General features: G+C 65.7%; 23 protein-coding genes. 13 read left to right on the top strand and 10 right to left on the bottom strand.

Annotated features, from left to right (window positions below; all coding sequences use genetic code 11):
* Nucleotides 1-24 precede the first annotated feature (24 nt).
* Nucleotides 25-2,847, top strand: a complete 2,823-nt coding sequence (locus tag ABS767_RS02415) for a hypothetical protein (RefSeq protein WP_408076770.1) — start codon at nucleotides 25-27, stop codon at nucleotides 2,845-2,847.
* 130 nt (nucleotides 2,848-2,977) lie between these two features.
* Here the strand turns inward: ABS767_RS02415 and ABS767_RS02410 are convergent, their stop codons facing one another.
* From ABS767_RS02410 to ABS767_RS02395, 4 genes are all read right to left on the bottom strand, one after another.
* A complete protein-coding gene (locus ABS767_RS02410; RefSeq protein ID WP_408076769.1) occupies nucleotides 2,978-4,153 on the bottom strand; it encodes a mandelate racemase/muconate lactonizing enzyme family protein in 1,176 nt (391 codons plus the stop codon).
* A 10-nt stretch (nucleotides 4,154-4,163) separates the two neighbouring features.
* The gene (locus ABS767_RS02405; RefSeq protein ID WP_408076768.1) at nucleotides 4,164-5,093 is read right to left on the bottom strand and encodes a dihydrodipicolinate synthase family protein; all 930 of its coding nucleotides are present in this window, start codon (nucleotides 5,091-5,093) and stop codon (nucleotides 4,164-4,166) included.
* 82 nt (nucleotides 5,094-5,175) lie between these two features.
* Complete coding sequence (locus ABS767_RS02400) at nucleotides 5,176-5,898, bottom strand: IclR family transcriptional regulator (protein ID WP_408076767.1); 723 nt, start codon at nucleotides 5,896-5,898, stop codon at nucleotides 5,176-5,178.
* A 154-nt stretch (nucleotides 5,899-6,052) separates the two neighbouring features.
* Nucleotides 6,053-7,414 carry a hypothetical protein gene (locus ABS767_RS02395; protein ID WP_408076766.1) on the bottom strand — a complete coding sequence of 454 codons (1,362 nt, stop codon included), beginning with the start codon at nucleotides 7,412-7,414 and terminating at the stop codon, nucleotides 6,053-6,055.
* A 188-nt stretch (nucleotides 7,415-7,602) separates the two neighbouring features.
* Between ABS767_RS02395 and ABS767_RS02390 the strand changes: the two genes are divergently transcribed.
* Genes ABS767_RS02390 through ABS767_RS02375 form a run of 4 tightly spaced genes read left to right on the top strand, consistent with a single transcriptional unit; the run spans nucleotide 7,603 to nucleotide 12,476 of the window.
* A complete protein-coding gene (locus ABS767_RS02390; protein ID WP_408076765.1) occupies nucleotides 7,603-9,330 on the top strand; it encodes a sodium:solute symporter family transporter in 1,728 nt (575 codons plus the stop codon).
* Nucleotides 9,327-10,064 carry an SDR family NAD(P)-dependent oxidoreductase gene (locus ABS767_RS02385; RefSeq protein WP_408076764.1) on the top strand — a complete coding sequence of 246 codons (738 nt, stop codon included), beginning with the start codon at nucleotides 9,327-9,329 and terminating at the stop codon, nucleotides 10,062-10,064. Before ABS767_RS02390 ends, ABS767_RS02385 begins: the two co-directional genes overlap by 4 nt.
* Nucleotides 10,048-10,995, top strand: a complete 948-nt coding sequence (locus tag ABS767_RS02380; protein WP_408076763.1) for a 2-dehydro-3-deoxygalactonokinase — start codon at nucleotides 10,048-10,050, stop codon at nucleotides 10,993-10,995. Before ABS767_RS02385 ends, ABS767_RS02380 begins: the two co-directional genes overlap by 17 nt.
* The gene (locus ABS767_RS02375) at nucleotides 10,992-12,476 is read left to right on the top strand and encodes a 2-dehydro-3-deoxy-6-phosphogalactonate aldolase (RefSeq protein WP_408076762.1); all 1,485 of its coding nucleotides are present in this window, start codon (nucleotides 10,992-10,994) and stop codon (nucleotides 12,474-12,476) included. Before ABS767_RS02380 ends, ABS767_RS02375 begins: the two co-directional genes overlap by 4 nt.
* Nucleotides 12,477-12,576: 100 nt before the next feature.
* On the opposite strand, the gene ABS767_RS02370 is transcribed toward ABS767_RS02375, so the two are convergent.
* Nucleotides 12,577-12,807, bottom strand: a complete 231-nt coding sequence (locus ABS767_RS02370; protein WP_408076761.1) for a helix-turn-helix transcriptional regulator — start codon at nucleotides 12,805-12,807, stop codon at nucleotides 12,577-12,579.
* Between the two features lie 745 nt (nucleotides 12,808-13,552).
* On the opposite strand from ABS767_RS02370, the gene ABS767_RS02365 reads away from it, so the two are divergent.
* From ABS767_RS02365 to ABS767_RS02345, 5 genes are all read left to right on the top strand, one after another.
* Nucleotides 13,553-14,452: an ArdC family protein gene (locus tag ABS767_RS02365; RefSeq protein ID WP_408076760.1), complete on the top strand. Its 900-nt coding sequence runs from the start codon at nucleotides 13,553-13,555 to the stop codon at nucleotides 14,450-14,452.
* Nucleotides 14,449-14,721, top strand: coding sequence for a sigma factor-like helix-turn-helix DNA-binding protein (locus tag ABS767_RS02360; RefSeq protein WP_408076759.1), 273 nt, complete (start codon nucleotides 14,449-14,451; stop codon nucleotides 14,719-14,721). Before ABS767_RS02365 ends, ABS767_RS02360 begins: the two co-directional genes overlap by 4 nt.
* Nucleotides 14,722-14,791: 70 nt before the next feature.
* On the top strand, nucleotides 14,792-15,715 hold the full coding sequence (locus ABS767_RS02355) for a HEPN domain-containing protein (protein WP_408076758.1): 924 nt from the start codon (nucleotides 14,792-14,794) through the stop codon (nucleotides 15,713-15,715).
* Between the two features lie 73 nt (nucleotides 15,716-15,788).
* On the top strand, nucleotides 15,789-16,064 hold the full coding sequence (locus ABS767_RS02350) for an HU family DNA-binding protein (protein WP_408076757.1): 276 nt from the start codon (nucleotides 15,789-15,791) through the stop codon (nucleotides 16,062-16,064).
* Nucleotides 16,064-16,531, top strand: a complete 468-nt coding sequence (locus ABS767_RS02345) for a YbaK/EbsC family protein (protein WP_408076756.1) — start codon at nucleotides 16,064-16,066, stop codon at nucleotides 16,529-16,531. Before ABS767_RS02350 ends, ABS767_RS02345 begins: the two co-directional genes overlap by 1 nt.
* Here the strand turns inward: ABS767_RS02345 and ABS767_RS02340 are convergent.
* Complete coding sequence (locus ABS767_RS02340) at nucleotides 16,526-16,741, bottom strand: conjugal transfer protein TraD (RefSeq protein WP_408076755.1); 216 nt, start codon at nucleotides 16,739-16,741, stop codon at nucleotides 16,526-16,528. The genes ABS767_RS02345 and ABS767_RS02340 overlap by 6 nt on opposite strands.
* Before the next feature lie 19 nt (nucleotides 16,742-16,760).
* Nucleotides 16,761-17,081: a conjugal transfer protein TraD gene (locus ABS767_RS02335; protein WP_408076754.1), complete on the bottom strand. Its 321-nt coding sequence runs from the start codon at nucleotides 17,079-17,081 to the stop codon at nucleotides 16,761-16,763.
* A 171-nt stretch (nucleotides 17,082-17,252) separates the two neighbouring features.
* Here ABS767_RS02335 and traA point away from each other — a divergent pair, with 171 nt between their 5' ends.
* Nucleotides 17,253-20,156 carry a Ti-type conjugative transfer relaxase TraA gene (traA, locus tag ABS767_RS02330; RefSeq protein ID WP_408076753.1) on the top strand — a complete coding sequence of 968 codons (2,904 nt, stop codon included), beginning with the start codon at nucleotides 17,253-17,255 and terminating at the stop codon, nucleotides 20,154-20,156.
* A gap of 90 nt (nucleotides 20,157-20,246) precedes the next feature.
* Here traA and ABS767_RS02325 read toward each other — a convergent pair whose 3' ends face one another.
* Both ABS767_RS02325 and ABS767_RS02320 read right to left on the bottom strand, forming a co-directional pair.
* Nucleotides 20,247-20,939, bottom strand: coding sequence for an anti-sigma factor family protein (locus ABS767_RS02325; RefSeq protein WP_408076752.1), 693 nt, complete (start codon nucleotides 20,937-20,939; stop codon nucleotides 20,247-20,249).
* Nucleotides 20,936-21,418, bottom strand: a complete 483-nt coding sequence (locus ABS767_RS02320) for an RNA polymerase sigma factor (RefSeq protein ID WP_408076751.1) — start codon at nucleotides 21,416-21,418, stop codon at nucleotides 20,936-20,938. Before ABS767_RS02320 ends, ABS767_RS02325 begins: the two co-directional genes overlap by 4 nt.
* Nucleotides 21,419-21,502: 84 nt before the next feature.
* Between ABS767_RS02320 and ABS767_RS02315 the strand changes: the two genes are divergently transcribed.
* Complete coding sequence (locus ABS767_RS02315; protein WP_408076750.1) at nucleotides 21,503-22,738, top strand: S8 family serine peptidase; 1,236 nt, start codon at nucleotides 21,503-21,505, stop codon at nucleotides 22,736-22,738.
* A gap of 83 nt (nucleotides 22,739-22,821) precedes the next feature.
* Complete coding sequence (locus ABS767_RS02310) at nucleotides 22,822-23,721, top strand: hypothetical protein (RefSeq protein WP_408076749.1); 900 nt, start codon at nucleotides 22,822-22,824, stop codon at nucleotides 23,719-23,721.
* Nucleotides 23,722-24,745: 1,024 nt separating this feature from the next.
* On the opposite strand, the gene ABS767_RS02305 is transcribed toward ABS767_RS02310, so the two are convergent.
* Nucleotides 24,746-25,111, bottom strand: a complete 366-nt coding sequence (locus tag ABS767_RS02305) for a DUF2750 domain-containing protein (protein WP_408076748.1) — start codon at nucleotides 25,109-25,111, stop codon at nucleotides 24,746-24,748.
* Nucleotides 25,112-25,611: the final 500 nt, after the last annotated feature.

Here is a 25,611-nt window from a genome sequence, read left to right as displayed (position 1 = left end):
ATGACTATTGGGCGCAGGAGCCGGATGCCGGCATTGGTGGCAATGCTGGCGGCTGGCTCGGCGCTGGCGGCGTGCGGGCTGCGGGAACCGGTTGCGACCGGGGCCGCGCCTCCGGCGGCGACCACGGATGCGCTGGCGCAGCGGATCGCCGGCTTCGATCTCGACTTCACGGTGCTGTACCGCCCTGACGATCCGCAGATGGCGCAGCGTCCGGCGGGGATCAAAGGGGTCGCATACAATGTCGCCACCTGGCGCGCGTTCGATCCCGCGCGTGCCGACCTCGTCGCGGAGAAGCGCGACGAAGCCACGCAGGGCGACGGGTTCGACGACCGTATCCTCGCCGCGAAGGCAGAGCCGCGCAGCGCCGACTATTTCAACGCCGGCGAAACGATTGCGATGAAGCCTGCAAGCGTGCGGCGCGAGGGTGACCGGCTGATTGCGAGCTATCCGGCCGATCCCCGCTTCATCCTGACCGCCGAAGTCGACCTCGCGGCAAAGCCCTATCCGCTGCTCAGCTGGAAGCTCGATGCCCGGGCGCCGGGCTATTTCTCGGTAGGCTATACTGGTGCGCCCGACGTTGCGGCGGCGCAGGCCTCGGAAATCTGGCAGCCGCTGATCTGGCAGGAAAAGCGGCTGCCCGACCGCTCCTATCTGACGCTCGCCTATCGCGCGACGCTGCCGACGACGATGGTTCGTCAGGGCGACACCGGCTTTGCCGCGATCGCGCATCCCGGCGAATTCCCGTTCCAGCCGCTGCCGCTCGCCGACAATAGCCGCTTCGGCGTGACGGTGCGTGGTACCGATGGCACCGCCAGCCCGATGATCTTCGCGCCGGTAATGGGCGGGGCGGGATCGAAGCTCGCCAGCGGGGCGAGCACGCAGTTCCGCGCCTATCTGGTCCGCGATAAGGCGGAGGAACTGACCCAGCTCTACGAGAAGCTGGCGCGGGAGGTGTACGGCTTCCGCGATTTTCGCAGCAACGCGGTGGGCTCGCTCAACACCACCTTCGATCGCATGGTCGACTATTCGATGTCGTCCTATGCGCGCTGGATCGCGGAGCTGAAGGGGTCGTCCTACTCCACCGACGTGCCTGGCGCGGTCAAGAATGTCAGCAGCCTCAACCCGTTCGAACTGGCGCTGGTTACCGACCGGCCCGGCATGTTCGAGGATCGGGTGATCCCCTATGTCGAATATATGCTGTCTCGGGAGAAGTTCCTGTTCAGCCTAGACCCCGAACAGAAGATCCAGAACCCCTCGCGCACGCTGCTCGGTCCGACCGCGCCAATTTCCGAACTGGCGACGCTCTATGCCGTCCTGGGCCGTCGCAACCCTGCGCTGATTGAACTCGCGAAGCGCGAATATGCAGGATCGCGCACGCGCAACCTCGATGTCGCCGAACAGGGCAAGACCTGGCAGAATGCACTCTCGCTGTTCGAGGCGACCGGCGATCGCACGATGCTCGCCGCCGCGGTGGCGGGCGCGGATCGCTATTTGGCCACGCGCGTCGAGACCCAACAGGCCGAGTTCAAGGATTCGGCCTTCTTCTTCTGGCCCGCTTTCGTCCCCGATTTCGTCGATCTCTACCGCCTGTACGAAGCGAGTGGCGAACGGCGGTTCCTCGATGCCGCCCGGCTGGGCGCGCGCCGCTACACCATGTTCACCTGGATGGCGCCGGCAATCCCCGACGCCAATGTGACAGTGAATCCGGGCGGCAAGGCGCCGGTCTATTGGTACCTCGCGTCGAAGGGGCACAAGCCGATGTCGGCGCCGCAGGAGGACGTGCCCGCCTGGCGACTATCCGAATGGGGGCTGACGCCGGAAAGCTCGGGCACCAGCACTGGGCACCGCGCGATCTTCATGGCAAATTTTGCGCCCTGGATGCTGCGCATTGCGGCGGACACTGGCGACAAGTTGCTCCACGATGTCGCGCGCTCAGCGATCATCGGCCGCTATCGCAACTTCCCTGGCTATCACATCAACACCGCGCGCACGACGATCTACGAGGGTGCGGACTATCCACTCAACGCGCATCAGAATCTGAGCGTCAACTCGTTCCACTATAACCATATCTGGCCGATGGCGACGATGCTGCTCGACTATCTGTTGGCGGATGCAAGCGCGCGGTCGAAGGGGCAGATCGACTTCCCCGCCCAGTTCATCGAGGCCTATGCCTATCTCCAGAACGGCTTCTACGGCTATGCGCCGGGCCGCTTCTATGGCGACAGCGGCGTGCATCTGTGGATGCCCAAGGGGCTGCTCAACCGTTTCCACCCGGAACTCAACTATGTCGCGGGCTATCGCGGCGACGCGCTCTATCTCGCGCTCGCCAACCAGTCGGACAAGCCGGTGACCAGTGCGATCGAGATCGATCCGGCGCGGGTCACCGCCGCCGGGCCGCTGCGCGTCACCGCATTGTCGCGCGAGGGCAGCGCTGCGCTCGCCGACGGCAAAGTGACGGTCACCGTCCCCGCGGGCGGGCAGGTCGCGCTGCGCGTCGACGGACTGCGCGCGAAGACGAGCATCGACCGGGCGGGGCTCGAAAAACCCGGCACGCCGGTGCCCAACGACAGCGCCGAACTGGCAGCGGGCGACGCCCGCGCGTACCTGCTCGATTTCGGCAGCTTCGGGCGGCGCGGCTATGTCTATCTGCGCGACGACGACAGCAAGGTGCGGTCCGCCACATTGCGCTATCGCGACGACGCAGACTGGAAGGCGATCACCGACGCTGCCTTCCCGTTCGAATTCAGCGTGCCGCGCAAGCACGGGCAGAGCCTGCGCTTCACCCTCTCGGTCGACACGGTCGGCGGTGGGACCGTGACTAGCCCGGAGACGGTACTGGGGGAGTAAGGGTAAGCGGAGTCTGGATCGCCGACGCCCCCAATCATCCCGGCACCCCGGACTTGTTCCGGGGGGACAACGGGAGGCGACCGCGCCGGGCTGATTGAAGGTGTCAAATCAGGGACGGCACAACCGCCACCTATCCCTGAATCTTCTCCGCATGCGCCCACAGCGCCGCGCCCGGCACGACTCCCAGCCCCGGTCCCTCGGGCAGCGCATAGGCGCCCGCTTCGCACTTCAGCTCACCGTCAAGTAAAGCGGCGTTCCGGTCCAGGATTGAATGCTGATACTCGTGCATCGGGAGGTCATCGATCGCCGCCGAAGCCTGCAGGCTCGCCGCCTGAAAGATACCGATGCCGATCGTCGCGTGCGGGATCGTTTTAACATGATGCGCACCGGCGAGCTGTGCGATGCGCATGAATTGCGTGATGCCCTTATGCCCCATTTCGGGCTGGACGATCGCCAATGCGCCCGCGCGCAGCCGGGGCAGGGCGTCGTGGACGCTGCGCCATTCCTCGCCGCCCGCGATCGGCGTCGCCACGCTGCGCGCGACCTGCGTCAGCCCCTCGACATCCTCGGGCTTCACCGGCGCCTCGGCGAACCACAGGCCATGGGGCTCGAGCCGCCGGATCAGCGCCGCGGCCTCGGCCGCGCCGAACATCCAGTGGAAGTCGATCATCAACTTGACCTTCGGCCCCAGCGCATCGCGTAGCGCTGCCAGTTCGGCCTCAATCCCGTCGGGGTCGACCGCCGCAGCGAACTTGATCGCGTCATAGCCCTTGGCGACGAACTGCGCGGCCAGTTCCACCCGCTCGTCGAGCGTCGCGCGCGGGAGGCCTGAGACATAGGCGGGGATCGACGAGCGCCGCTCGCCGCCCAGCAGCTTGCGGATCGGCTGCCCGGCCAGCTTGCCACAGATATCCCACAGCGCGATGTCCATCGCGGCGAGGGCGTCGAGCCAGAAACCGCCGGTGTAGCCGCGCACGCGCAGCATGTCGTACAGCTCGTGCCAGATCGCCGACACGTCAAACGGATCGCGACCGCGCACCACCGGCAGGATCAGGTCGTCGATCAGGTCGCCGATCACGCGCGGCGCGGTCAGACCATAGGTCTCGCCCCAGCCGATCGCGCCATCGCGCGTGGTCACCTTGACCAGCACCGAGCGGTCCTGCGTTGGATAGATGGTGCGGTTCGAGCTGCGGACCAGATAGCCGCGCTCGTTCACGCGTTCGCCCGGGCGCAGCGGCCCGAGATAGGGCGTGTCGCGCGGAATGGTGACGATGAACGTCTCGATATGGTCGATCTGGTCCCGCATGGCGCCGCCTCTATACCGTCTGGCGCAGATCGAGCGAACTGCCCATCTCGCGCATCAGCGGCTCGAGCGTCGCGAGCAGCTGGTCCAGCTCGGCGAGGTCGTGGCGGTCGAGCTCGGGCCCGGGCGCGCGGACATAGGCCGATTCGATCAGGCCACGGCGGCGCAGCACCTCCTTGGTCAGGCGCCAGCGGAACACCGCCTGCATGTTGAGCAGCGGCAGCGTGCGTTCGAACAGCATCCGCACGGTCGCCAGTTCGCCCGCGCGATGCGCGGCGATCAGCTTGACGTGCAGATCGGCGATCTCCGATGCGGGCATCGTTCCCTCTGCGCCGCGCGCCAGTTCGTCGGTGATATAGCGCCCGCCGGCGCCGCCGAAGATCGCACGCAGCTGGGGCACGCCCGCCTCGCGCAGCATCGTGATGCGCTGGCCACAGGGGGCGTTCTCTTCCTTCACATAGGCGATGTTGGGCGCGCGCTCGATCACCTGGACCAGCTGGCGGGTGCTGAGCCCCAGCCCCATCGGGCGGGGCGCGTTCTGCAACATCACCGGTACCGAAGCGGCATCGGCCAGCCCGGCATAGAAATCGCCGATCGCATCGAGATCGTCGCCCTTGCGCGCCGGGGTGACGATCATCGCCGCCGCTGCTCCCGCGCGTTCGGCTGCCGCGATCAGCGTGGCGCTCTCCGCATCGCTTTGCCCGCTGCATCCGGCGACGAAGGAAACGCGACCGGCGGCGCGCTCGCCGATCGTCGCGATCAGCGCCAAGCGCTCGTCGAGGTCGAGCAGGTCATATTCGCTGGCGAGGCCCGGGAACACGATGCCATCGCATCCGCACGCGATCACCCATTCGACGACATTCGCCATGCCGCGTGCATCGATTTCACCCGCATCGTCGAAGATGGTCGGCAGCACCGGAAAGGCGCCGGCAATATCCTTCATGCACATCACTCCCGTGCTTGGCCTGTACCCGGCCACGCATCGGACTTATGCAACCATTGCTAAATTAGCAATACTTTTCCCGCTAGTCGCCGATCCTTGCAGCGGCGGCCTTAAGCGCCTCGACGATCGCGCCCGTGTTCTGTTCCGGAATCCAGCCCGACATGCCGACCGCTGCGAAGGAGGGGTGGGACACCGGGACCGCGACGGTGTGCCGGTCCTCCGCCGCGTTGACGAGCACGCGTGCGTAGCCCTCGTCGCGGACCGCGCCGATCGCCTTGAGCAGATCGTCCAGCCCGTTCGGAAATCCCGGAATTTCGCGACCCGCGAACAGGTCGGCGATCAGCGCGTCGTCATGCTGGGCGAGCAGCGCCATGCCGATCCCGCTGGACGTCGCGGGCAGGAGTCCGATGCGGCCGATGCCTTGGGTCGTGCTCATCCCCGGCGGGGCGTGGAATAGGTAGCTGACACTGTCGCGCCACAGTACGCCGAGCGCGATGGTGAGACCGAACCGGCGCAGCTCCTCGAGCACCGGGAGTGCGTCCTGCATGATACGCGACGCGTGCAGGCTCTGAGCGGCCAGCACATGCATCCCCGGGCCCGCGGTATATTTGCGGTTCGCCGTCTGGCGCGCGATGCCGAGATAGGACAGCGTCTTGAGGAGGCGGTTGACGCGGGTCGGGTTGAAGCCAAGTTGCCGTGCCAGTTCGCGATTTCCCACCGGTTCGGGCGAGACCGCCAGCGCCTGTAGGGTAGCGATTCCGTCGATCAGGCTCTGGTTGGGCTGGGCGTTCGGTTTGGACAGCATGGACAGGCGTTCCGATCAGATGCGCCAGAGGTGGCGCCACAAGATAGAGCGAGCGGCGGCGCCTTGCACCACCGCCCGCACCCTTTGTGAAGGATGTCGCTAAGAGCGCAACTCCTTTGTTTCGCCTAGCGTTACATTTTCTTGCCGAGTGCCCTCAATAGGGGTTGGCTGAGCCCGGCGGATCGGCGGGATAGTTGGTCACCGCGATCTTGCGCCGGGTGATTCGCGTATGCCCGCTGACGATCGACTTGCGGTAGAAGAGGTAGCTTCTCCCGTTCGAATAGACGCGGTCGAAGTTCGAATCGCCGTAATCGCCGCCGTCGAAATCGATCACCACCGGATAATTCGCCTCGGCGGATGTCGAGACCAGCAGGTTCTGCGGCGCGCTCCAGGTCAGCAGGTCGGTCGATGTCGCATATTGCACCGCGCTGCTGTTGCGGATGATCGCGATGTAGTGGCGCGATGGCTTGTGCCACACAACCGAGCGGACATAGCTGTTGAACAGCGAGGGTTGTACCGTCGCGCAGGCCGAGTTGGTATTGCTGTACGGGTTTTTCATCTGCTGGACGAACTGCGGCGATGCGGTGCTGCCGTCCCAGGCGCGCCAGCTCGTCCGGTCGGTCGGGTCGGCGCTGCGGAACAGGCAGACGCCCTTGCCCTGCCCGGCATAGTTGGAGCTGCTATAGGCGAACATGTAGTAATAGCCGTTCAGCGTGCCGTCCTGGTTGCGGCCGCGGATGATGTTCGACGGCGTGCCGTATCCTATCCACCCGGCAGAGGTCGTGTTGGCATCGCCCGGATAGGCGACCTGCGGATAGATGGCGACATGCCCCGGGGTCGCGGCCGAGCGGCCGAAATTGACGTGACGGTCGGGCGGCGAGACGGTCGCCGTCCACAATGGGATCGACGAATACCAGCAATAGGGCAGTCCGTCGGTCGTCCCCGCATCGTGGCAATCGGGATCGTTGGTGCGCGTCCCGAAATAATCCTCATGACCATAGGCATAGACGGTCGATCCGGCGAAATGGATCGCCTGAATCCAGGTCTTCTGATCGAACTGGGAAGGATCGGTGTTGCCGCTGTTGCCGATCATCACCGGCGTGCAGTCGAGCGTCGCGGTCTTGGGGTTGTTGGTGAAGCCGGTGACGGATCCGGTCCATTGCCAGCCGGTGGCGTTGGGGTCGGATACGGTCAGGTGGATGACGTTGTTCTGGTCCTCGAACGCGCGGACCGGGCCGTCGATATGCACCTTCTGGGTGCCGCACAAATTTGCGTTGCTGTCATGGAAGGTCTCGATGACCGAATCGGCAAGGCCCAGCGTCGGGGCGTCCAGCGCGGACGAAAGGCTGGCGATTTCGGTTGTCGCGGACGTTTTCACACCGGGTTGGGCGGCGCGTGGGCCATCGGTAGTGCGCACGACGCCGGACGGGCTGGCGTCGCGGGATATGAGGGCGGCGCTTCCGCCTGTGGCGAGTAAGCCCGCGGCGATCGTGGCCCCGGCTAGGATTTTCGGCATGACTCTCTCCTTATGCGTTTCTGTGGGCCCCCAAACGCCACCCGGAGCCGAGTAACGTGTAGCCTATAATTGCTTTTATAGCACTCTAATTAGCGTAATATCGCTGGACAGGGCGTTGCCTTTGCAATTTGTTGCTCTAATAGTGCTACAAAATCCATGTGGAGAGGGCTGAGTAATGAGGGGCCGTGATGACCACCGCTGATGCGATCGTCCTGATCGCCTATCTCGCCGGGATGCTTGCCCTCGGCATCTTCTACATGCGGCGCAATACCAGCCTGAAGCAGATGTTCGCCGCGGGGCACCAGTCGCCCTGGTGGGTGGCGGGGCTGTCGGGATTCATGACGATGTTCTCAGCCGGGACCTTCGTGGTTTGGGGCGGCCTTGCATATCGCTCTGGCCTCGTGGCCGTCGCGGTCAACATGTCCTATGGCGTCGCCGCGGTTCTTGCGGGCGCGTTCCTCGCCGCGCGCTGGCGCCGACTGGGGGTGGAATCACCTGCGGACTATGTCCGGCTGCGGTTCGGCAATTCGGCGGTGCAGTTGTACCTTTGGGTGATGATGCTCTTCCGCCTGATCGGGTCGGGCATCGCGCTCTATGCGCTCTCGGTGCTGCTGTGCGTGCTGGTGCCGCTAGAGCCCGGTCACATGCTGCGCGATCCGGGAACGGGCAATCTCTCCGTAACCTTCGCCGTGCTCGGCTTCGGCGCAGTGATTGTCCTCTATACGATGCTCGGTGGCCTGTGGGCGGTGCTGATGACCGATGTCATGCAGTTCATCGTTCTCAACCTCGCCGTGCTGATCACCGTCATCCTGATCCTCGCGCGTCTCGGCGGGCTCGACGGCTTTGCCGCGCGCGTGCCCGAGGGCTTCTTTGCGCTCACCAGCGACGATTATGGCTGGTGGTTCATCGCCGCGTGGACGGTGATCCACTTCTTCATGATCGGCGCCGAATGGGCGTTCGTCCAGCGCTTCATCAGCGTGCCGACGCCGCGCGACGCGCGGCGCAGCGCCTGGCTGTTCGGTGGGCTCTATTTGATCTCGCCCGCCTTCTGGCTGCTGCCGCCAATGCTCTATCGGGCGATCGACCCCAATGCCAATCCGGAGCAGGCCTATATGCTCGCCGCGCAGGCGGTGTTGCCGGCGGGCATGCTGGGCCTCGTCCTTGCCGCGATGTTCTCGGCCACCGCCAGCCTGATCAGCGGTCAGCTCAACGTATTCGCCGGCGCCCTCACTCCGATGCTGACGCGCGGGCGGGACGGCTTGTCCGAGGTCCGCACCGGACGCATCGTCACCATCTGCCTGGGCTTGTTTTTGACCTTGGTGGCCGTCCTCATCCCCCTGCTCGGCGGGGCGGAGAAGGTTATCGTCGCGGCGACCAGCCTGCTGGTGGTGCCGCTCGTCGCGCCCAGTGTATGGGGCTTCTTCAGCGACCGGGTCGACCAGCGTTCGGCGTGGCTGACGGTGGTCGCGGCAGGGACGGTCGGCCTGTTCTTGCGCTACCTGATCACGCCCGCCGGGCCGCTCGGAGATGTCGCAGCGTTCCAGCCGCTCCAGAGATGGGCGGCGGACGCGGGCATCCTGATCGATGTGATCGTGGGCGTCGCGGTGCCGATGCTGGTGCTCGGCGCCTATCATCTGTTCTCGCGCCGGATCGCCCCGGGCGTCGCGCGGATTGCAGCGCTTCCGCCTGCAGCGGAAACCGCTCCGGGCGGCGGCGCCTCTGACGCGCCGCGCATCGTCGCGCTGACTGTCGGCGCGAGCGGCCTGTTGCTGTGGATGACCGCGATCACTGCGAGCGCTGAGGATCGCAAGATCCTGCTGATTACCGGAGCGGCACTTGCAGCGCTGGCGCTCTTCGCCGAATGGATCGGGCGGCGCGGTGCACGTGCGGTCGAACGGACGGAGTCGGTGGCGTGAGCGGACGGTTCGAAGGGCGACGCATCCTTGTCACCGGCGCCTCGGGCGGTATCGGCGGCGCGGTCGTCGATGGATTTCGCCGCGAGGGCGGATGGGTCTGCGCCCTCGGCCATTCGCGGCCGGGCAATGGCAACCTCAACCTCGCCGCCGATCTCGGCTCGGATGCGGCGGTCGCCGATGCGCTCGCCGCGATGCATGATGCGGGCGGAGCGGCAGACATCGTCGTCCATTCGGGCGCGGCGAGCGTCAATGCCGGCATCGCCGATACGCCGAGCGCCGACTGGCTACGGATCTACGACGTCAACGTCGTCGGCGCGGTGCGCCTGATCCAGGGATGCGCTCCGGCGATGGCCGCGAAGGGCGGCGGCAATTTTGTGCTGATCTCGTCGATCAACGCCCGTTTCGCGACGCCCACGCTGGCGGCCTATGCGACGTCGAAAGCGGCGCTCGACGGGCTGGTCCGTACCGCGGCGCTCGACCTCGCGAACCGAGGAATCCGCGTCAACGGCGTCGCCCCGGCATCGGTCGATACCCCGCTGCTCGCGCGCAATTTCGACCTGACGCCCGATCCGGCGGCGGCGCGCGCCGCCAATGTCGGGCGGCATCCGCTCGGGCGGCTCGGGACGCCGGAGGATGTCGCGCAAACGGTGTTGTTCGTCGCTTCGGACGCAGCGGCATGGATGACCGGAACGGTCGTCGAACTGGATGGAGGTGCCGGTGTCACACGCCGCTGACGGCGCCCGACCGCTGGTCGGGATCAATTGGGGTAGCAGCAATTTTCGCGCCTGGAGGATCGGCGTGGACGGCAAGGTGCTCGATCGCGTGGCGATGCCGCGCGGGGTCGCGGCGCTCGATCGCGACGGCATGCGCGCGTGCATCGACGAGCTCGCGACACGCTGGGGGCCGCTCGGCACCTGCTGGGCATCGGGCATGGTCGGGTCGAATATCGGCTGGGCCGATGCCAGCTATTGCGAGGCGCCTTCGTCGGTCGCCGACCTTTCCGCGCACAGCCTCGCCACCATGATCGGCGATACGCCGGTACGGATCATCCCGGGCCTTGCCTGTACCGGCCCGCATGGCGGCCCCGATGTGATGCGCGGCGAGGAGGTGGAATTGTATGGCTATCTCGCGAATACTAGCGTGGTGGCGGGCGACCGGTTCATTGTCCTGCCCGGTACGCACAGCAAATGGGTATATTGCCGCGACGGGCGGATCGTCGATTTCTTCACGTCGATGGGCGGCGAGGTGTTCGACCGGATGACGAGCCAGGGACTGCTGGCGTCGATCACCGAGGGCAGCGGCGCGGTCGGCGCGGCGTTCGACGGCGGATGCGACCGCGCGCGATCGAGCGGCCTCAACCTCGGCAGCCTGTTGTTCGAAACGCGCGCACGCGCGGTCCGTGCCGGGCTGGGCAAAGAGGATGCGGCGTCGCATCTGCGCGGCCTGCTGATCGGGGGCGAAATCGCCGACGCGCTGCGCCTCTATCCGGCGCTCGCCGGGGCGCCGGTCACGCTGATCGGCAATCCGGGGCTGTCGGCAATGTTCGCCCGCGCGCTGGCAGCGACTGGGATCGCGGCGGAGATCGTCGACTCCGAACCCTGTTGCATCGCCGGCTACCGTGCGCTCGCGGTGGCGGTAGCGGTCAGCGAAGTACGCGCCGCATGACCGACACGCTGGCTGCAGTCGAAGCGGCGCTCGCCGACACTCCGGTCGTCGCGATCCTGCGCGGCCTTGATGGCGGGGAAGCGGTCGGGGTAGTCCAGGCGCTGTATGATGCGGGCATTCGCATCGCCGAAGTACCGCTCAACTCTCCCGACCCGTTCGCGACGATCGCGTTGCTGCGCAGCCATTTCGGCGCGCATATGATGATCGGCGCGGGGACGGTGATCGACCCTGCGGACGTGGATCGGCTCGCCGATGCAGGTGGGCAAATCTGTGTCGCGCCAAATTGCGATATCGATGTGATCGGTCGCGCGCTGGACCTGGGGATCGTCCCGATGCCGGGAATTGCCTCGCCGAGCGATGCGTTCCGCGCCTATCGCGCTGGCGCGCGCTGGCTCAAATATTTCCCGGCGGGTGAGGTGGGGCTGGCGGCGATCGGTGCGCTGCGACCGGTGATGCCGACAGACGCCCGGTTCGTCGCCGTCGGCGGCGTCGGCGCGACAAATGCTTCCCGTTTTCTGAACGGCGGTTGCGATGCGATCGGTGTCGGCTCCGAACTCTACCGGCCGGGCCGGAATGCTGCGGCCGTGGGGCATGCCGCCGACACATTGATCGCGGCGATGCGAGAACGTCAACGGGAGCCGCGCGTTGTCGCCAATCCCGGCGCGACAATCAGCGAGTCGCCCCTGATGGATCCGACCGGCAAGCATTTGCTGTTCGTCGATCCCGTGCGGTCGAACCTGCACCGCGTAACCCTGGTCGACGGTACGATGCATCGGGTCGCGACCGATGTGCCGCTGAACGCGATCGGCTGGCGCGGAGACACGCTCGTCGGTCTCGCGGACTACGCGGTTGTCACGGTGGATCGGGCGAGCGGTGCGACGACCCCTATCGTCGATGTCGATGTCGGAAGTGGCTGCCGGTTCAACGACATGACTATCGGCGCGGACGGTACCATCTGGGCCGGTACGATGCATCGCGGCCTTCTGGCGGGGCGCGGGACACTGTTCCGGATCGGTGTGGATGGATCGGTCACGCGCGTATGCGAGGGGCTGGGTGCGTGCAACGGAATGGAATGGACCCGGGACGGGACGAGCCTCTATCTGGTCGACACGCTCCAACGCACGCTCATCCGATTCCCCTCGACGCCCTTTGGCGCACTTGGTGAGCCGCAGATTGTCAGCGATTTCATGAGCATTCCGGGTAAGCCGGACGGCATGACGATCGGGGCCGATGGCAATCCTTTGGTGGCGATGTGGGGCGGCGGCCGCGTGGTCGAGCTTGCTCCGAACGGTGCGCACTTGCGCAGCCACCGCGTCGCCGCTCCGCACGTGAGCAGCGTGTGCACTGATGGCAAGGGCGGGCTTATTGTCACGACGTCCCGAATGCGATTGACCCCGCAGGTGGCGGACGCGACGGGATCGGGCAGTGTCTTTGAAGTGGCATTGGCTGGTCCATCCGGTCGCACGAACGATGCGGCTTAGGCCGACAAACGACCAGAGTGGGGACCGCGACTGCTAATCCGCCACAGTCCCAAGAAGTGGCAGCTTGCAGGGAGGAGATCGGAGGTTGTGAGGGGCGGCATTAGGGCGCTTGGCTGTCATCCTTGGCAGTGTCGTTGATGCAGTAGAAAATAGGGTTGCGGAGCCAAGCGTCGATTGCGGACTCGCGCCATCCGACGCACCGGGTGCTGATCTGGACGTTTTCCGGAAATGTGCCATTCTCCATCTTCCGGTACATTGTCGAGCGGCTGAGCCCGGTACGGTCGAGGACGGTGTTGATCCGCAGGATGCGGTCGGGGGTTTCGGGTTGCATCGGAATATCCTTGTACTGCGAGCGTCTGACTGGTGCCCCCGGAGCTAATTTGGGCGGAAATCCTTCGCCCAGAAAAGAGCCTCTCTGGGGTCAGGAGGGGCCTGTGCGGTCCCAGCGAACACATACGTAGCTGTGGCGTAGGTCGGTTGATCGGAGGGTGAAGTGTCAGGGCGTCCCACGCGCTGCGTGACCGCGCTCTACGCCGCGGGCGCGTCGCCGAGTCGTCTCCGCGTCTCGGCCCAGCCGGGTTGCGATCGCATGACGCGGGCCGGGCGCTGCCCGGCAGCGGAACGCGACGTTTGATGGGCGTGCGCTGGCGGACTTCTGCGAAGCCGCCATGGTCCGCAGGCCTTTGTTCTCCGCGTGGCACACTCGACCCGGCCCGAGGGCGCGGCGACGGCTGGCGCACAGCTGCGCGCGCACGCCGCCGCGACGGCCGTCCGGCTTCGGAGAGTACTGCTTTGTGCAGCTCTGTGGAGCTGAGCAGCGCTGCGCGCTGATGAGCTGCGGTCACCGCGCCCGGGCGCGGTGGCGTTGGCCTCCGGCACTTGATCTGGCGGAGGTGGGCGTCACTACCCTTTGAACCCGCCGCGGAGTGCCGCAACCCCGGCTGCGCCGGGGTCCTCCATTGTATTTCGGCCCTTCGGGTGCGGCCCGCCTTCATCGGCGGGATCGCCGGTCCGCTCCTGCCGCCCACCCCCGCCATTCCGGCGCCGGTTGCGGTGGTTTGAAGGAGTGAGGAGTGATGACGACTGGAAACGAGCGTGCGAGCCTTTATGCCGAGGTGACGGCCCGTGTGATTGCCGAGCTGGAGGCAGGGCGGCTGCCATGGGTGCAGCCTTGGGATGCAGCGGCGTGTGGATGCACCATGCCCGCCAATGCGGTGACCGGGCGGCGCTATTCGGGGGTCAATGTGCTGATCCTGTGGGCGGCGGTGATTGAAGGCCGCTATGCCTCGCAGCGCTGGCTGACTTACCGGCAAGCCCAGGCGGTGGGCGGCAATGTCCGCAAGGGCGAGCGGGGAACGACCGTCTGCTATGCGGATCGGTTCACGCCCAAGGACGAGGAAGAGCGCGCGCGCGACGAGGATCGCGAGGCGCGGCAGCTGGCGTTCCTCAAGCGCTTTACCGTGTTCAATGTCGAGCAGTGCGAGGGATTGCCCGAGCGGTTCACCGAGTTGCCAGAGCTTCCGGCGGAGGCGGATATCCTGCCGCAGGTTCGCAGCCTGATCGAGGCGAGCGGTGCGGACTTCCGGGTTGGTGGGGGCGAGGCCTATTATTCGCCTAGCGGCGATTACGTCGCGGTGCCGCCGCAGGCAGCGTTCGGCGAGCCAATCAACTGGTATCGCACCGCGCTGCACGAGCTTGGCCATTGGACTGGGCACATCAGCCGGTTGGACCGTAACCAGCGCGGCGGGTTCGGCAGTGCGGATTATGCCCGTGAGGAGCTTGTCGCCGAGATGGCGAGTGCGTTTGCGTGTGCGTCGCTGGCGATCCAACCGACCGTGCGGCATGCCGATTACATCGGATCGTGGCTTGGCGTTCTGCGCGAGGATGAGAAGGCGATCTTCCGCGCGGCGAGTGCCGCCAGCAAGGCGGCGGATTACCTGCTTGCCTTTGCGCCTGCCGGGGAGGCGCTGTCATGAGCGAGCACCTCACCGAAACCGAGATCATCGAAAAGCTGGAGGCGGGGTTGCAGCGGATGCCGACGCTGCGCCGCGAGATCTTCCTCGCGATCCGGCTGGACGACCTGTCCTATGTCGAAATCGCTAAGCGCACCGGACTCAGCGTCAAACAGGTCGAGTGGCATTTCGCAGAGACTCTGTTCACGCTCCACCAGGCGCTCGAATGGCGCCTGCCGGTGCCATGGTGGAAGCGGATAATCCGCCGCATCGCCGAGAAGCTGCGGCGATGACCGTCGCAGCCTCGCCGGCTTGGCCGGCGAGGCTGTCCCAAGCATCGTCATGCCGTTAGGATGACCGCCCATGCAGACCAGTCTCGACCATCTTCCACCGGCTAAACAGCGCGAGCTGGAGCGCGTCGTCCAGATTCTGTTCGAGGAATTCGGCGACGCGACCGCGATCGCGACCTCCGATTGGAAGAAGAACGCGCGCATCCTCAAGGTCATCCTCTATGGCAGCTATGCGCGCGGCGGCTGGGTTGACGAGCCGCACACCGCCAAAGGCTATCAGTCGGACTTCGATCTGCTCGTCATCGTCAACAACGAGAAGCTCACCGACCGCGTCGAATTCTGGGCGACCTCCGAGGACCGGCTCGACCGAGAACTGGCGATCACCAAGACGCTGCGCACCCCCGTCAATTTCATCGTGCACACGATGCACGAGGTGAACGACGGGCTGGCGCACGGGCGCTATTTCTTCATGGACATCGCCCGCGACGGCATCGCGCTCTACCAGAGCGAGGACACCGAATTTCACGAACCAAAGCCCAAGACGCCGCAACAGGCGCTGGCGATGGCGCGGGAGTATTTCGAGGAGTTCTATCCGGCCGCAGCCGATTTCAAAGAGAGCGCAGACCACCTCATCAGCAAGGGACGCTTCAAGCGCTCGGCGTTCTTGCTGCATCAAGCGACTGAACAGCTTTACCACTGCGTTTTGCTCGTCTGCACCTTCTACACGCCGCACGTTCACAATCTCGGCTTCTTGCGCACGCAGGCCGAGCGGATCGATCCGCGTCTGATCGACGCATGGCCGCGCGACAACCGCGTCGACCGCGCGCGCTTCCAGAAGCTTAAGGAAGCCTATGTGAAGGCTCGCTACTCCAAGCATTTTCGGATCAGCGAGGAAGAGCTTGCCTGGCTGGGTGAGCGCGTCGAAGTGCTCGGACAAGCGGTCCAGGTCATCTGTGAAGAGCGCATCGTCGCACTGGAGCGTGCCGCTGCCGCATGATTGACCAGTCGCTGGACAGGTTGCTAGGCCGCCCCCAAGAGGGCACGCCCCATTTCACACGGAGAAAACTTCCATGAACAATGCCGATCTCGCCGACCGCGTTTCCCAAGCGCATGGCCTCACCAAGGCTGACGCGCGTAAGCTGGTCGACGGCATTTTCGCCGCCATCACCGAGGCGGCCGCGGCTGGCGAGGAAGTATCGTTGAACGGCTTCGGCAAGTTCAAGGTCAAGGAAAACCCGGCGCGCGAAGGTCGCAATCCCGGCACCGGCGAAGCGATCCAGATCGCAGCGTCCAAGAAGCTCGGCTTTACGCCTGCCAAGGCCGTGAAGGACAAGCTCAACGGCTGATGGGGACCGAGGCGGTCCGCGCCTTTCTGGCGGCGCGGGCACCTGATATTTCGATCATCGAACAGGCTTCGAGCACCGCGACGGTGCTCGAAGCTGCAGCCACGCTTGGCGTCGCACCCGGACAGATCGCAAAGACGCTCTCGCTGCGCGTGGGCGATCAAGTTCTGCTTGTCGTCGCCGCCGGCGATTGCCGGCTCGACAATCGCAAGGTGAAGGCCGCACTGGGCAATCGTCCGCGCATGCTGACTGCAGAAGATGTCGAACAACTGACCGGCCATCCGGTCGGCGGGGTGTGTCCGTTTGGATTGCCCGCGCCGCTGCCGATCTATTGCGACATTTCGTTGCGCCAGTTCGATAGCGTGTATCTCGCCGCCGGGTCGCGCACCGCATCGGTACGGATCACGCCCGAGCGGTTGGCGGAACTGGTCGGCGCGATCTGGGCTGACTTGTGCTCACCACCCTCATAAGTCTGTTTCGGCTTCGGCAAACGCACGCCGCCCGCGCCGTCGCCAGAGTGTCAGCGCCTGGTCGCGATGCTCGCCTTGTAGCCTTGCTGCGGCATCGACCAGCAACCCGAACAGGACGGCGCGATCATCGTCGGTAAGTTCGACCAGTCCTGACTTGGCCACGAGGCCTCCCAATTCGATCAGGTGGCGCGTGCGCGCGCGGCGCTTCATCACCCAATCCCGCTTGTCGTCACGCGCGATCCTGGCGCTGCGCCGGTTGCGCACCGCTATCGCCCGGCGAAGCGCCGCGCGTGTCGCGGCCAGCGCGCCCGCGAGCCTTGCGCGACCCCTGAAAGAATGCCGCGCCGCGTTTGCGCCAGCCCTCCTTTGCAGCCGCATCTTTAGCCTCCACCGCGGCGAGCAGAACGCCTGCCAGTTGCTCGACCGGCATGCTGTCCGCGCCGGTCGCGACGACCAGTTCGCCAAGCTGGTGCAGTCGCCGTTCCTTGAGCATCTTTGCCTTCTCGTCGAGCTCCTTCAGTTCCGAATCATAGTCGCGGGGTTTGCGCATGACACCTTCCTCAATTGTCATTGTGGAAGCTGTCAGTTAGGTACTGCGTCGATCAGCGCAAACGTCGTGAAATGTCTTGGGATAACTATTTCGCGAGAAAGATGAATTCTTTTGAGGGCGCGCTTATACGTTGTTCCAACGTCGCTTGTTTAGTGTATGTGGTTTGCCGTCATGGCGATCTACCACTTCTCGGCCAAAGTCATCTCACGCGCTGCTGGATCATCGGCGCTGGCGTCGGCTGCGTATCGCTCGGCTTCCCGGCTGCATGATCAGCGGCTCGATCGCCACCACGACTTCTCGAACAAAGCCGGCGTCGTGCATTCGGAGGTGCTGCTGCCGGATGGTGCGCCCGAGCATCTGTCGGACCGCGAGCGGCTTTGGAATGAAGTCGAAGCTGTCGAGCTGCGCAAGGACGCCCAGCTGGCGCGCGAGATCGAGTTCGCGATTCCCCGTGAGATGACGAAGGAACAGGGCATCGCGCTGGCCCGTGACTTCGTCCGCGCCGAGTTTGTCGACCGCGGCATGATCGCCGATCTGAATGTCCATTGGGATATCGGAGCCGACGGTCTGGCAAAGCCGCATGCGCATGTGATGCTGACCATGCGCGAGGTTGGAGAGGACGGGTTCGGCAAAAAGAACCGCGATTGGAACCGCACCGATCTGCTGGAGAAGTGGCGCGAGCGCTGGAGCGAGCACGTCAACGCGCGGCTAGCCGAACTCGATATCGACGCGCGGATCGATCACCGCTCACTCGAAGCTCAGGGCATCGACCTGGAGCCGCAGCACAAGATCGGACCCGCCGCGTCGCGCATGGCGGCGCAAGGGCTGGAATCCGAGCGCGCCGCCGAGCACATCGACATCGCTCGCGCCAATGGTGAGAAAATCATCGCCAACCCGGGGATCGCGCTCGACGCTATTACCCACCAGCAAGCCACGTTCACGACGCGCGACCTTGCGCGGTTCATCCACCGGCACAGCGACGGAAAAGAGCAGTTCGATCTGGCAATGGGTGCGGTTCGCGCCTCGCCCGATCTCGTGGCGCTGGGCAAGGATGGACGCGGCGAGGAACGGTTCACCTCTCGCGCGATGATCGAAGTCGAGCAGCGCCTGATGCGCGGCGCCGAACGCCTTGCCGATCGTGAAAGCCATGGTCTCCCGACGGCGACGCTGAACGAGGCCATCATCGCCGCCGGGAGGAACGGCCTGGTTCTCGGGGGAGAGCAAAAGGCCGCTCTGGATCACATAACTGCGCCGCACGATCTGGCCATCGTCACCGGCTACGCCGGCACCGGCAAATCAGCCATGTTGAGTGTCGCGCGCGACGCGTGGAGTCACGCTGGCTACGAGGTACAGGGACTCGCCTTGTCGGGCATCGCTGCCGAGAATCTGGAAAGCGGGTCGGGAATCGCGTCGCGCACGATTGCGTCCCTTGAGCACCAATGGGCGCAGGGCAGAGACCTGCTCACGGAAAACCATATCCTGGTGATCGACGAGGCCGGTATGATCGGCTCGCGCCAGATGAAACGCGTGATATCGGAAGCCGAGAAGCGCGGCGCGAAGGTCGTGTTGGTCGGCGACCCTGAACAGCTCCAGGCAATCGAGGCAGGTGCCGCGTTCCGTTCGCTTGCCGAACGGCATGGTAGCGTTGAAATCACCGAAGTTCGTCGCCAGCGCGAGGACTGGCAGCGCGATGCAACCCGGCACCTTGCCACCGGTCGCACTGGCGAAGCGATCCGCGCCTACGACGAGCATAACGCCGTGCACGGTGCGCTGACCCGGGAGGATGCGCGCGACGCGCTGATCGATCGCTGGGATCGCGACCGGCTCGCCAATCCCGGCGCTTCGCGCATTATCCTCACCCACACGCGCGACGAGGTTCAGGCGCTGGATACTGCCGCGCGCGATCGGCTGCGTATCGCAGGTGCCCTTGGCGACGATGTGACGATTGCCACCGAGCGAGGGGCACGAGACTTCGCGGCCGGCGACCGGATCATGTTCCTGCGGAACGAGCGCGACCTTGGCGTGAAGAACGGAACGCTCGGGACTTTGGAGAGCACGAGCCAGGTTCGCATGGCGGTGCAGCTCGACGATGGCCGGTCGATCGCGTTCGATATCAAGGACTATGCGAACATCGACCACGGCTACGCCGCCACGATCCACAAGGCGCAGGGCATGACCGTTGACCGCACCCATGTGCTCGCGACGCCGGGCATGGACAGCCATTCGGCCTATGTCGCACTGTCGCGTCATCGCGACCGTGTCGATCTGCACTATGGGCAGGATGACTTCGCCGATCAGGGCAAGCTTGTCCGCACGCTGTCGCGTGAGCGCGCCAAGGATATGGCGAGCGACTATGCTCGGGAACCGGAGCGGCAATATGCCGAACGGCGCGGCATCACGTTCCGCGAGCGCATTGCCGAGCTGGCACGCAAGATGCCCGAGAAGGTGCGCGGCATGTTCGACGGACTGCGGCTTCCGGTCCAACGGCCCCTCGAACCGGCTAAGCCCACCGAAGACGAAGCGCGCCAGACGCGCAGGAACATCGTCCAGCGGCACGCCCGCGCGGTGGTCAGCATCTTCGACAGCTTCGAGAAGGGCAACGCCACCAGCCCAGAGCAGGCGAATGAACTCCGCGCGGCGCGCAAGGATCTAAATGGGATCACCGAGCACGCGTCGGTCGACCTCGAAAACGCATACAAGAAGGACCGGGGGCTTGCCCGCGAAGCGGCGGGCGGCGACTTCAGGCGAACCAACCAAGCAATGCAGCTTGAAGCTGAGCTTCGCACGAGCCCGGCCCGACGCGCTGACAAGTTCGTTGAGCGATGGAAGACGTTTACCGCTCAGGCCCAGCGCGCATACGTGGCGGGGGATCTCGTGGGCCGTAAGTCCGCGCAGAGCGCGATGGCTGAAATGGCCCGAAGCCTTGAGCGCGACCCGCAGATGGAGTCCATCCTATCCGCGCGGAAGGCCCAGCTTGGTATCACATTTGAAACCGGGCGGAGGCTGGGTGCAGAGCTGGCATTCAACCACGGCATTGACTTTGGGCGAGGTCGGGACCGCGGTATCGGTCGATGAAGGCATTCAGGTCTGTTTTGCGCCCCACAAGCGGTCACTTCACAGCAGCACTGCTTCGCCTGAAAGCTGCCCTCAAGTACGTTTCTTGCGTTACCGAGACCGCTCGCCAATGACAGCTTCTTCGTCGACGGCATCGAGCGGCTCGCCTGCCATCATCGCCTGCGCATCGGCCATCAGTTCGGCGGCGGGCGAACCGGCCTGCCGATATTGCGCCCCCTGCGCAACCATCCCGCCATAAAGCCGCTCCACCTGCCAATCCTTGCCTGACGCACAGGCAATGCCGCCAGTCTCGCCGCGCTCGAAGCTGCGACACAGGCGCTGTGCCTTGTCGCGGAAGGTAACCCCGATGCGGACTTCAGTGGCGTCGGCCTGCGTCGAAGCGAGTTGCGTGTCGAGCGCGCGGGCGAGGTCACCGCGAGCTAGCGGGCGGCCGTTCTTCACGGCGAGGTCGCCCGGCGGCATCACAAGTGGGGCGGCGAAGAGTCCGGCAACAAGGCTCGCGGCGACTGCGCCCATCCAAAAGGGGCGCTCGCGGCGCGCGGCACGTGGCGTGAGCGGCACGACCTTGGCGGACCCGCGCAGCACGGCCTCAACCTGCGCTGGCACGGAAGCATGTGCGACCGGCGCGAAGGCGTCGCGCAGCGAAGCGGCGAGTGCGCGGTGGCGCTCGACCTGATCGGCCAGCGCGGGGTCAGCGGCGATCGCCTGCTCAACGCGCCTGGCCTCGACCGGGCCGAGCTCGCCATCGGCATAGGCCATTAGCGTTTCAGGTTCGATTGTCATGCCGCTTCTCCCAGCCGCGCCATCAGCGCCTCGCGCCCGCGCACCAGACGCGAAGTAAGTGTGCCCATCGGAATGCCCAGAATTTCGGCAGCCTCCTTATAGGCGAACCCCTCGACCACCACGAGCGCGACCGCCTCGCGCTGTTCGGGTGGGAGCCGGCGCAGCGCGGCGCCGACCTTGCCGAGCTCGACCACGGCTTCCTGATTTCCTGCAGCGCCGATTGCCTCGCCGAGGTCGGGTGCCACGAAGGTCTCGCCGCGGCGCGTTTCGGCGCGGACGGTGTCGATCCACAAATTGCGCATCAGGCGGCACATCCAGCTGTCCAGTCGCGTACCAGGTTCCAACTGATCGCGCCGCAGCAGAGCCCGCTCGACCGAGGCCTGCAGCAGATCGTCCGCATCCGCGCCATTGCGTGCCAGCGCATGTGCGAAGCGGCGTAACCGAGGCAGGTGGTCGAGCAGTTGCTCCTCGAAGCGCAATCAGGGGTTCCTTCAGGTTCGCGGATGAAACGGACGCGGCAATTCGTTTCATCCAGCATGACGCAGAATTTTTCTAGGTCTAGGATGACGAGCATGGAGCGGACCGGGCTGATCGCGATGGCATTGTGCCTCATAGGGCCAGCGCAGGCGCAGCTGCTGCCACAGCTGCCGCGCGTCGGCGGCGTGACCGATCGCGTGACCCGGGGGCTGCCCGAGGTCGGTGAGAGGTTGGGCGATGCGCAGTCGCTGGTGCGCGCGCAGACCGAGCGCGTGCGCGAGCTTGTCCGGCGGCACCCCGATCGCGTTGCGATCGATCCCGACGGCAATGCCGTGCGCGCAAACGAACTGATCGTGCTCGACGCCGACGAGACAGTGACGCAGGCGGCGACCGCGCGCGGCTTTCGCCTGATCGAGCTAGTCGAGCTTGACGGACTGGGCGTTGGCTATGCGCGGTTTGCGACGCCGCGCGGCATGGGCCTGACCCGGGCGCTCAAGCAATTGCGAGGGGTCGCGGGCGGGCGCGAGGTCAGCGCCGATCCGCTTTATTTCGCGAGCGGTGGGCTAGGCGCGCCGGCCGCCGGCAGCACCATTCAAGTCGGCAGCGCGAAGGGACGGATCGGGATCGTCGATGGCGGGGTCCCGGCGGGCACGCCTGGCCTCGCGCGTCAGCAGAGCTTTGCGCAGGGCGGTCCGCGTCCGAACGATCATGCCGCCGCGGTCGCCTCGCTGCTGACTGGCGGCGGTGGGGTTCGGGCCAGTGCGCCAGGCGCTCGGCTCCATGTTGCGGACGTCTATGGCGGCGATCCGGCCGGCGGCAATGCGGCCGCGATCGGCCAGGCGCTGGCGTGGATGGCGCGTGAGCGCGTGCCGGTGGTCGTGATCAGCCTGACCGGGCCGCGAAATCCGCTGCTCGGCCGCGTCGTCGCGGCGGCGCGGCGGCTGGGCACGGTGGTCGTGGCCGCGGTCGGCAATGAAGGCCCGGCGGCAAAGCCGGCCTATCCGGCCAGCTATCCCGAGGCGATCGCGGTGACCGGCGTCGATGCGCGCGGGCGCGTGTTGATCGAGGCCGGACGCGCCGCGAAGCTCGACTATGCCGCGCCGGGCGCGGACCTGTTTGGGCTCGGCGTGGACGGCAAAGCACGCAAGCTGCGTGGCACCTCGTTCGCCGCGCCTTTCGTCGCCGCGCGGCTTTCGGCGCAGTTGGGCGATAAGGGCATTGCTGCCGCGCTGGCGGCGCTCGATCGCGAGGCGCAGGGGCGCGGAAAGCGCGGGCTGGGGCGCGGCGTACTGTGCAGCGACTGCGCCACGCGGCCGCGCTGAATTTTTTCGGATTAAAGGCAAAGCGGCATCCGTTCCCCTTCCGAAGCGCCATGCGACATGGCGCCCGATCAGGAGGAATGACCATGAAGACCCTGTTTCTTGTCGCTGCCGCGGCAACCGCCCTGACGATCGCCGCGCCGGCCTCGGCGCAGTTGCTGGGCAGTGGCGGGCTGGGCGGCCAGCTCGGCGGCACGCTGGGCGGCGGGCGGCTTGGCGGCTCGCTTGACCGCACCATTGAACGTACCCGCGAACCGATCACCAGCACCACGCGCACCACCAAGTCGGCGCGCGGCTCGACCGATGTCGAGAAGAGCGTCGATCGCCGCAGCGGCCGCGTCGCGGCCGGCGGCAGCGCCGATGGCGGGATTGCCGGCACGGTCGACAACGGCACCAGCGCGCTGGGCCGCAGCGTCGGCGGGGCGGGCAGCGGCAGCGCGTCCGGGCGAGCATCGGGCAGTGCCTCGGCGGACCTGATCGGCACCGACGACCTGCGCAGCACCGTGCAGGGCACGCGCGGGCGGGCGGCCGGCGCGGTCGGCCGCGTGCGTGACATCAGCGGTGCGGTGCGCGATCGCGCGACCGGCGCGGCGGGTCAGACCGTAGGACGCGCGCAGGGCGCTGCGGGCGGGTTGAGTGGTGCGCTCGGCGCTTCAGGTTCGGGCAGCGGCTCGGCGAGCGGATCGGCGGGGAATGGCGGCGCATCGGGCTCGGCCTCGGGCGGCGGCGAGGGTATGCTCTCGCTGAGCGGTACTTCCGCGCCAGCTCTCGACCCCGGCACGCGAATCGAAGATGCGCGCGGCCGCCTCGTCGGCCGTCTCGAGCAGGTCAACCGCAATGCCCGCGGTCGGATCGAATCGGTCGCGGTCCGCGTCGGCGAGCGCATTGCCACGCTGCCGGCAAGCAACTTCAGTGCCGACGGGAACGTGCTTGTCTCGGCAATGGGCAAGGGCGCGGTGAAGAACGCCGCCGAGGAACAGGACTGATAGCGAGGCCTTTCCCTGACACATAGCCGGGGACACGCCGAACCGCTAAAGCTACCGTCCGCTGAGCGCCCTAGTATCGGACATTGGAGCGACTGCGGTGGCTTAGCAATCAAGGGACTGCTGACCGGCATTTCATTTCGATATCAAGCACTCGAGTGGAAGCGATCCAAGGGAGGCAGCGATGCCGCGCAAACGCCAGTAGAATACGTGCAACATGCGCCCCAGGCGAAGATGGCTGACCAGCCGGCGAATGACCACGGGCCAGCTTATCTCGCGCTTGCTGAGCATTTGCGGTGGGGCAGCTGGTGAGACCCAACGCTGTAGTTCGCGGTTGCGTAACCCGACCACGGTGAACGCGCGTAGCAACTAAGTGCGCGCTCATCGGTTTACGAAAGGTGGCCGGGCGTTTGCCCTCTTCCGCTCGGCCACTTACGCAATTCACGCGGCGATCATCCGTTTCGCAAATCGCGCTAGCCGTCGGCATTTTCCGACGCATTGAGCCCCGTCACTGCACTCAGTTCTTCTAAAAGCACCGGAACCTGGCCGATTGATCCCCATATGGCTTACCGCTGGGTCCTAGCGATCGAACGCCGCCTGCGGCAGCGCGTGCAGGTCTGGTGCCCCGGTTTTGACTGGCTATATTGCCACAGGTGGCCGCGTACGGTGCACAACAGGCGTGTGAGAAGAGTCATAGGCCTCCTTACCACGCGATTAACCGTGCAACCTCTAACAATATTGTATCAGTTCGAACGCTTAAGGCGAACCCCGGCTCGGCTTATCGCTTTGCCAGCCCATCTCGACCCGTTAACCAAACTTCTGACGACGCGATGCCCGGGCCGGTGCGTTAGAGTGTATGGTAAAGGGAGGGGCGCGATGCCATCGTTGCTTAAAGTTGCTCGCTTGCTGAATCATCCCGAGCCGCAGGGCTCCAGCAATTTACCGCACAATAATCCGCCGCCCCTCAGATGCGACCAACTCATCGCGCGCGCCGAGCTCAAGAGGTCGGGGCATGGACGACGTGGGCCTAACCAATGCCCGCATCCTTTAAAGCCCGAATAGCCGCCGCCACCCCCGCCGCGTTGGCGTCGTGCCCAACCGCGCCAGGTGCCTCCCAATTCGTGCCAACACGCAAACCATGCGAATCGAAGGCGGGGAGCAGCTCGTCCAAAAAAACTAGCAGAGGCACGTTGCGGGGGTGGTATTCCCCGTACTGCGCCGCGCTTTCGATGAATGCCCATGCACGCCACTCGGACGACCAGAACGGGATTGCGGTCTCGCCCTGCCTAGTCATCGCAGTCGGAAGACCGCCACCATCCCAGATTGTCCACACTTCCGTCCCGGCACACGCCTCGCGGACGAAGGCGATACCGGTCGCGATCGGCTCAGCCATCTCACATCCTTCTTCGCCGCATTCCGTCGAGGCGCCTTGCGATCTGTTGGAAGCGCTCGACCTCGTGCGACATTGCTAATCAGCGCCAGCGCGCCAGTTCGTTCGGCGAGCCACAACTGCGCTCGCTCTCCACGCCGCCGTTCGATCGCGAGCGCCTCGGCCCAGCGTGCTGATCCTGAGTCAATGCTCGCTTCCAGGCAAGTCAAGCGGATGCAACTTCAATGCGACCTCGCTGCCAGCATCGCGCTTAGCGTCGCTGATATGCTTGAACAGAGCATTGCGTAGGTGATCCACGAACCTCCGTTCTGCCGACCGGGTAGGAAAGGCCCCCGACTGGACGATGAGATTGGCCAGAACCCGCAACAGGCCGTTCACGGTCGGCAGTAATTGTATTACCCCGGCCTCGTTGGGGTCACCTTCTACAGGGTGAGCGCGGGCGATCGCATCCCATCCAGCGAAGAATATCTGTTCCTGCGCCTTGACGGCGCGTGCAAACCCTG

This window comes from Sphingomonas plantiphila, from assembly GCF_046000505.1.
Lineage (GTDB): Bacteria > Pseudomonadota > Alphaproteobacteria > Sphingomonadales > Sphingomonadaceae > Sphingomonas > Sphingomonas plantiphila.
The sequence above is the reverse complement of the archived record's forward strand: the minus strand, read 5'-3'. Positions and strand labels throughout refer to the sequence as shown.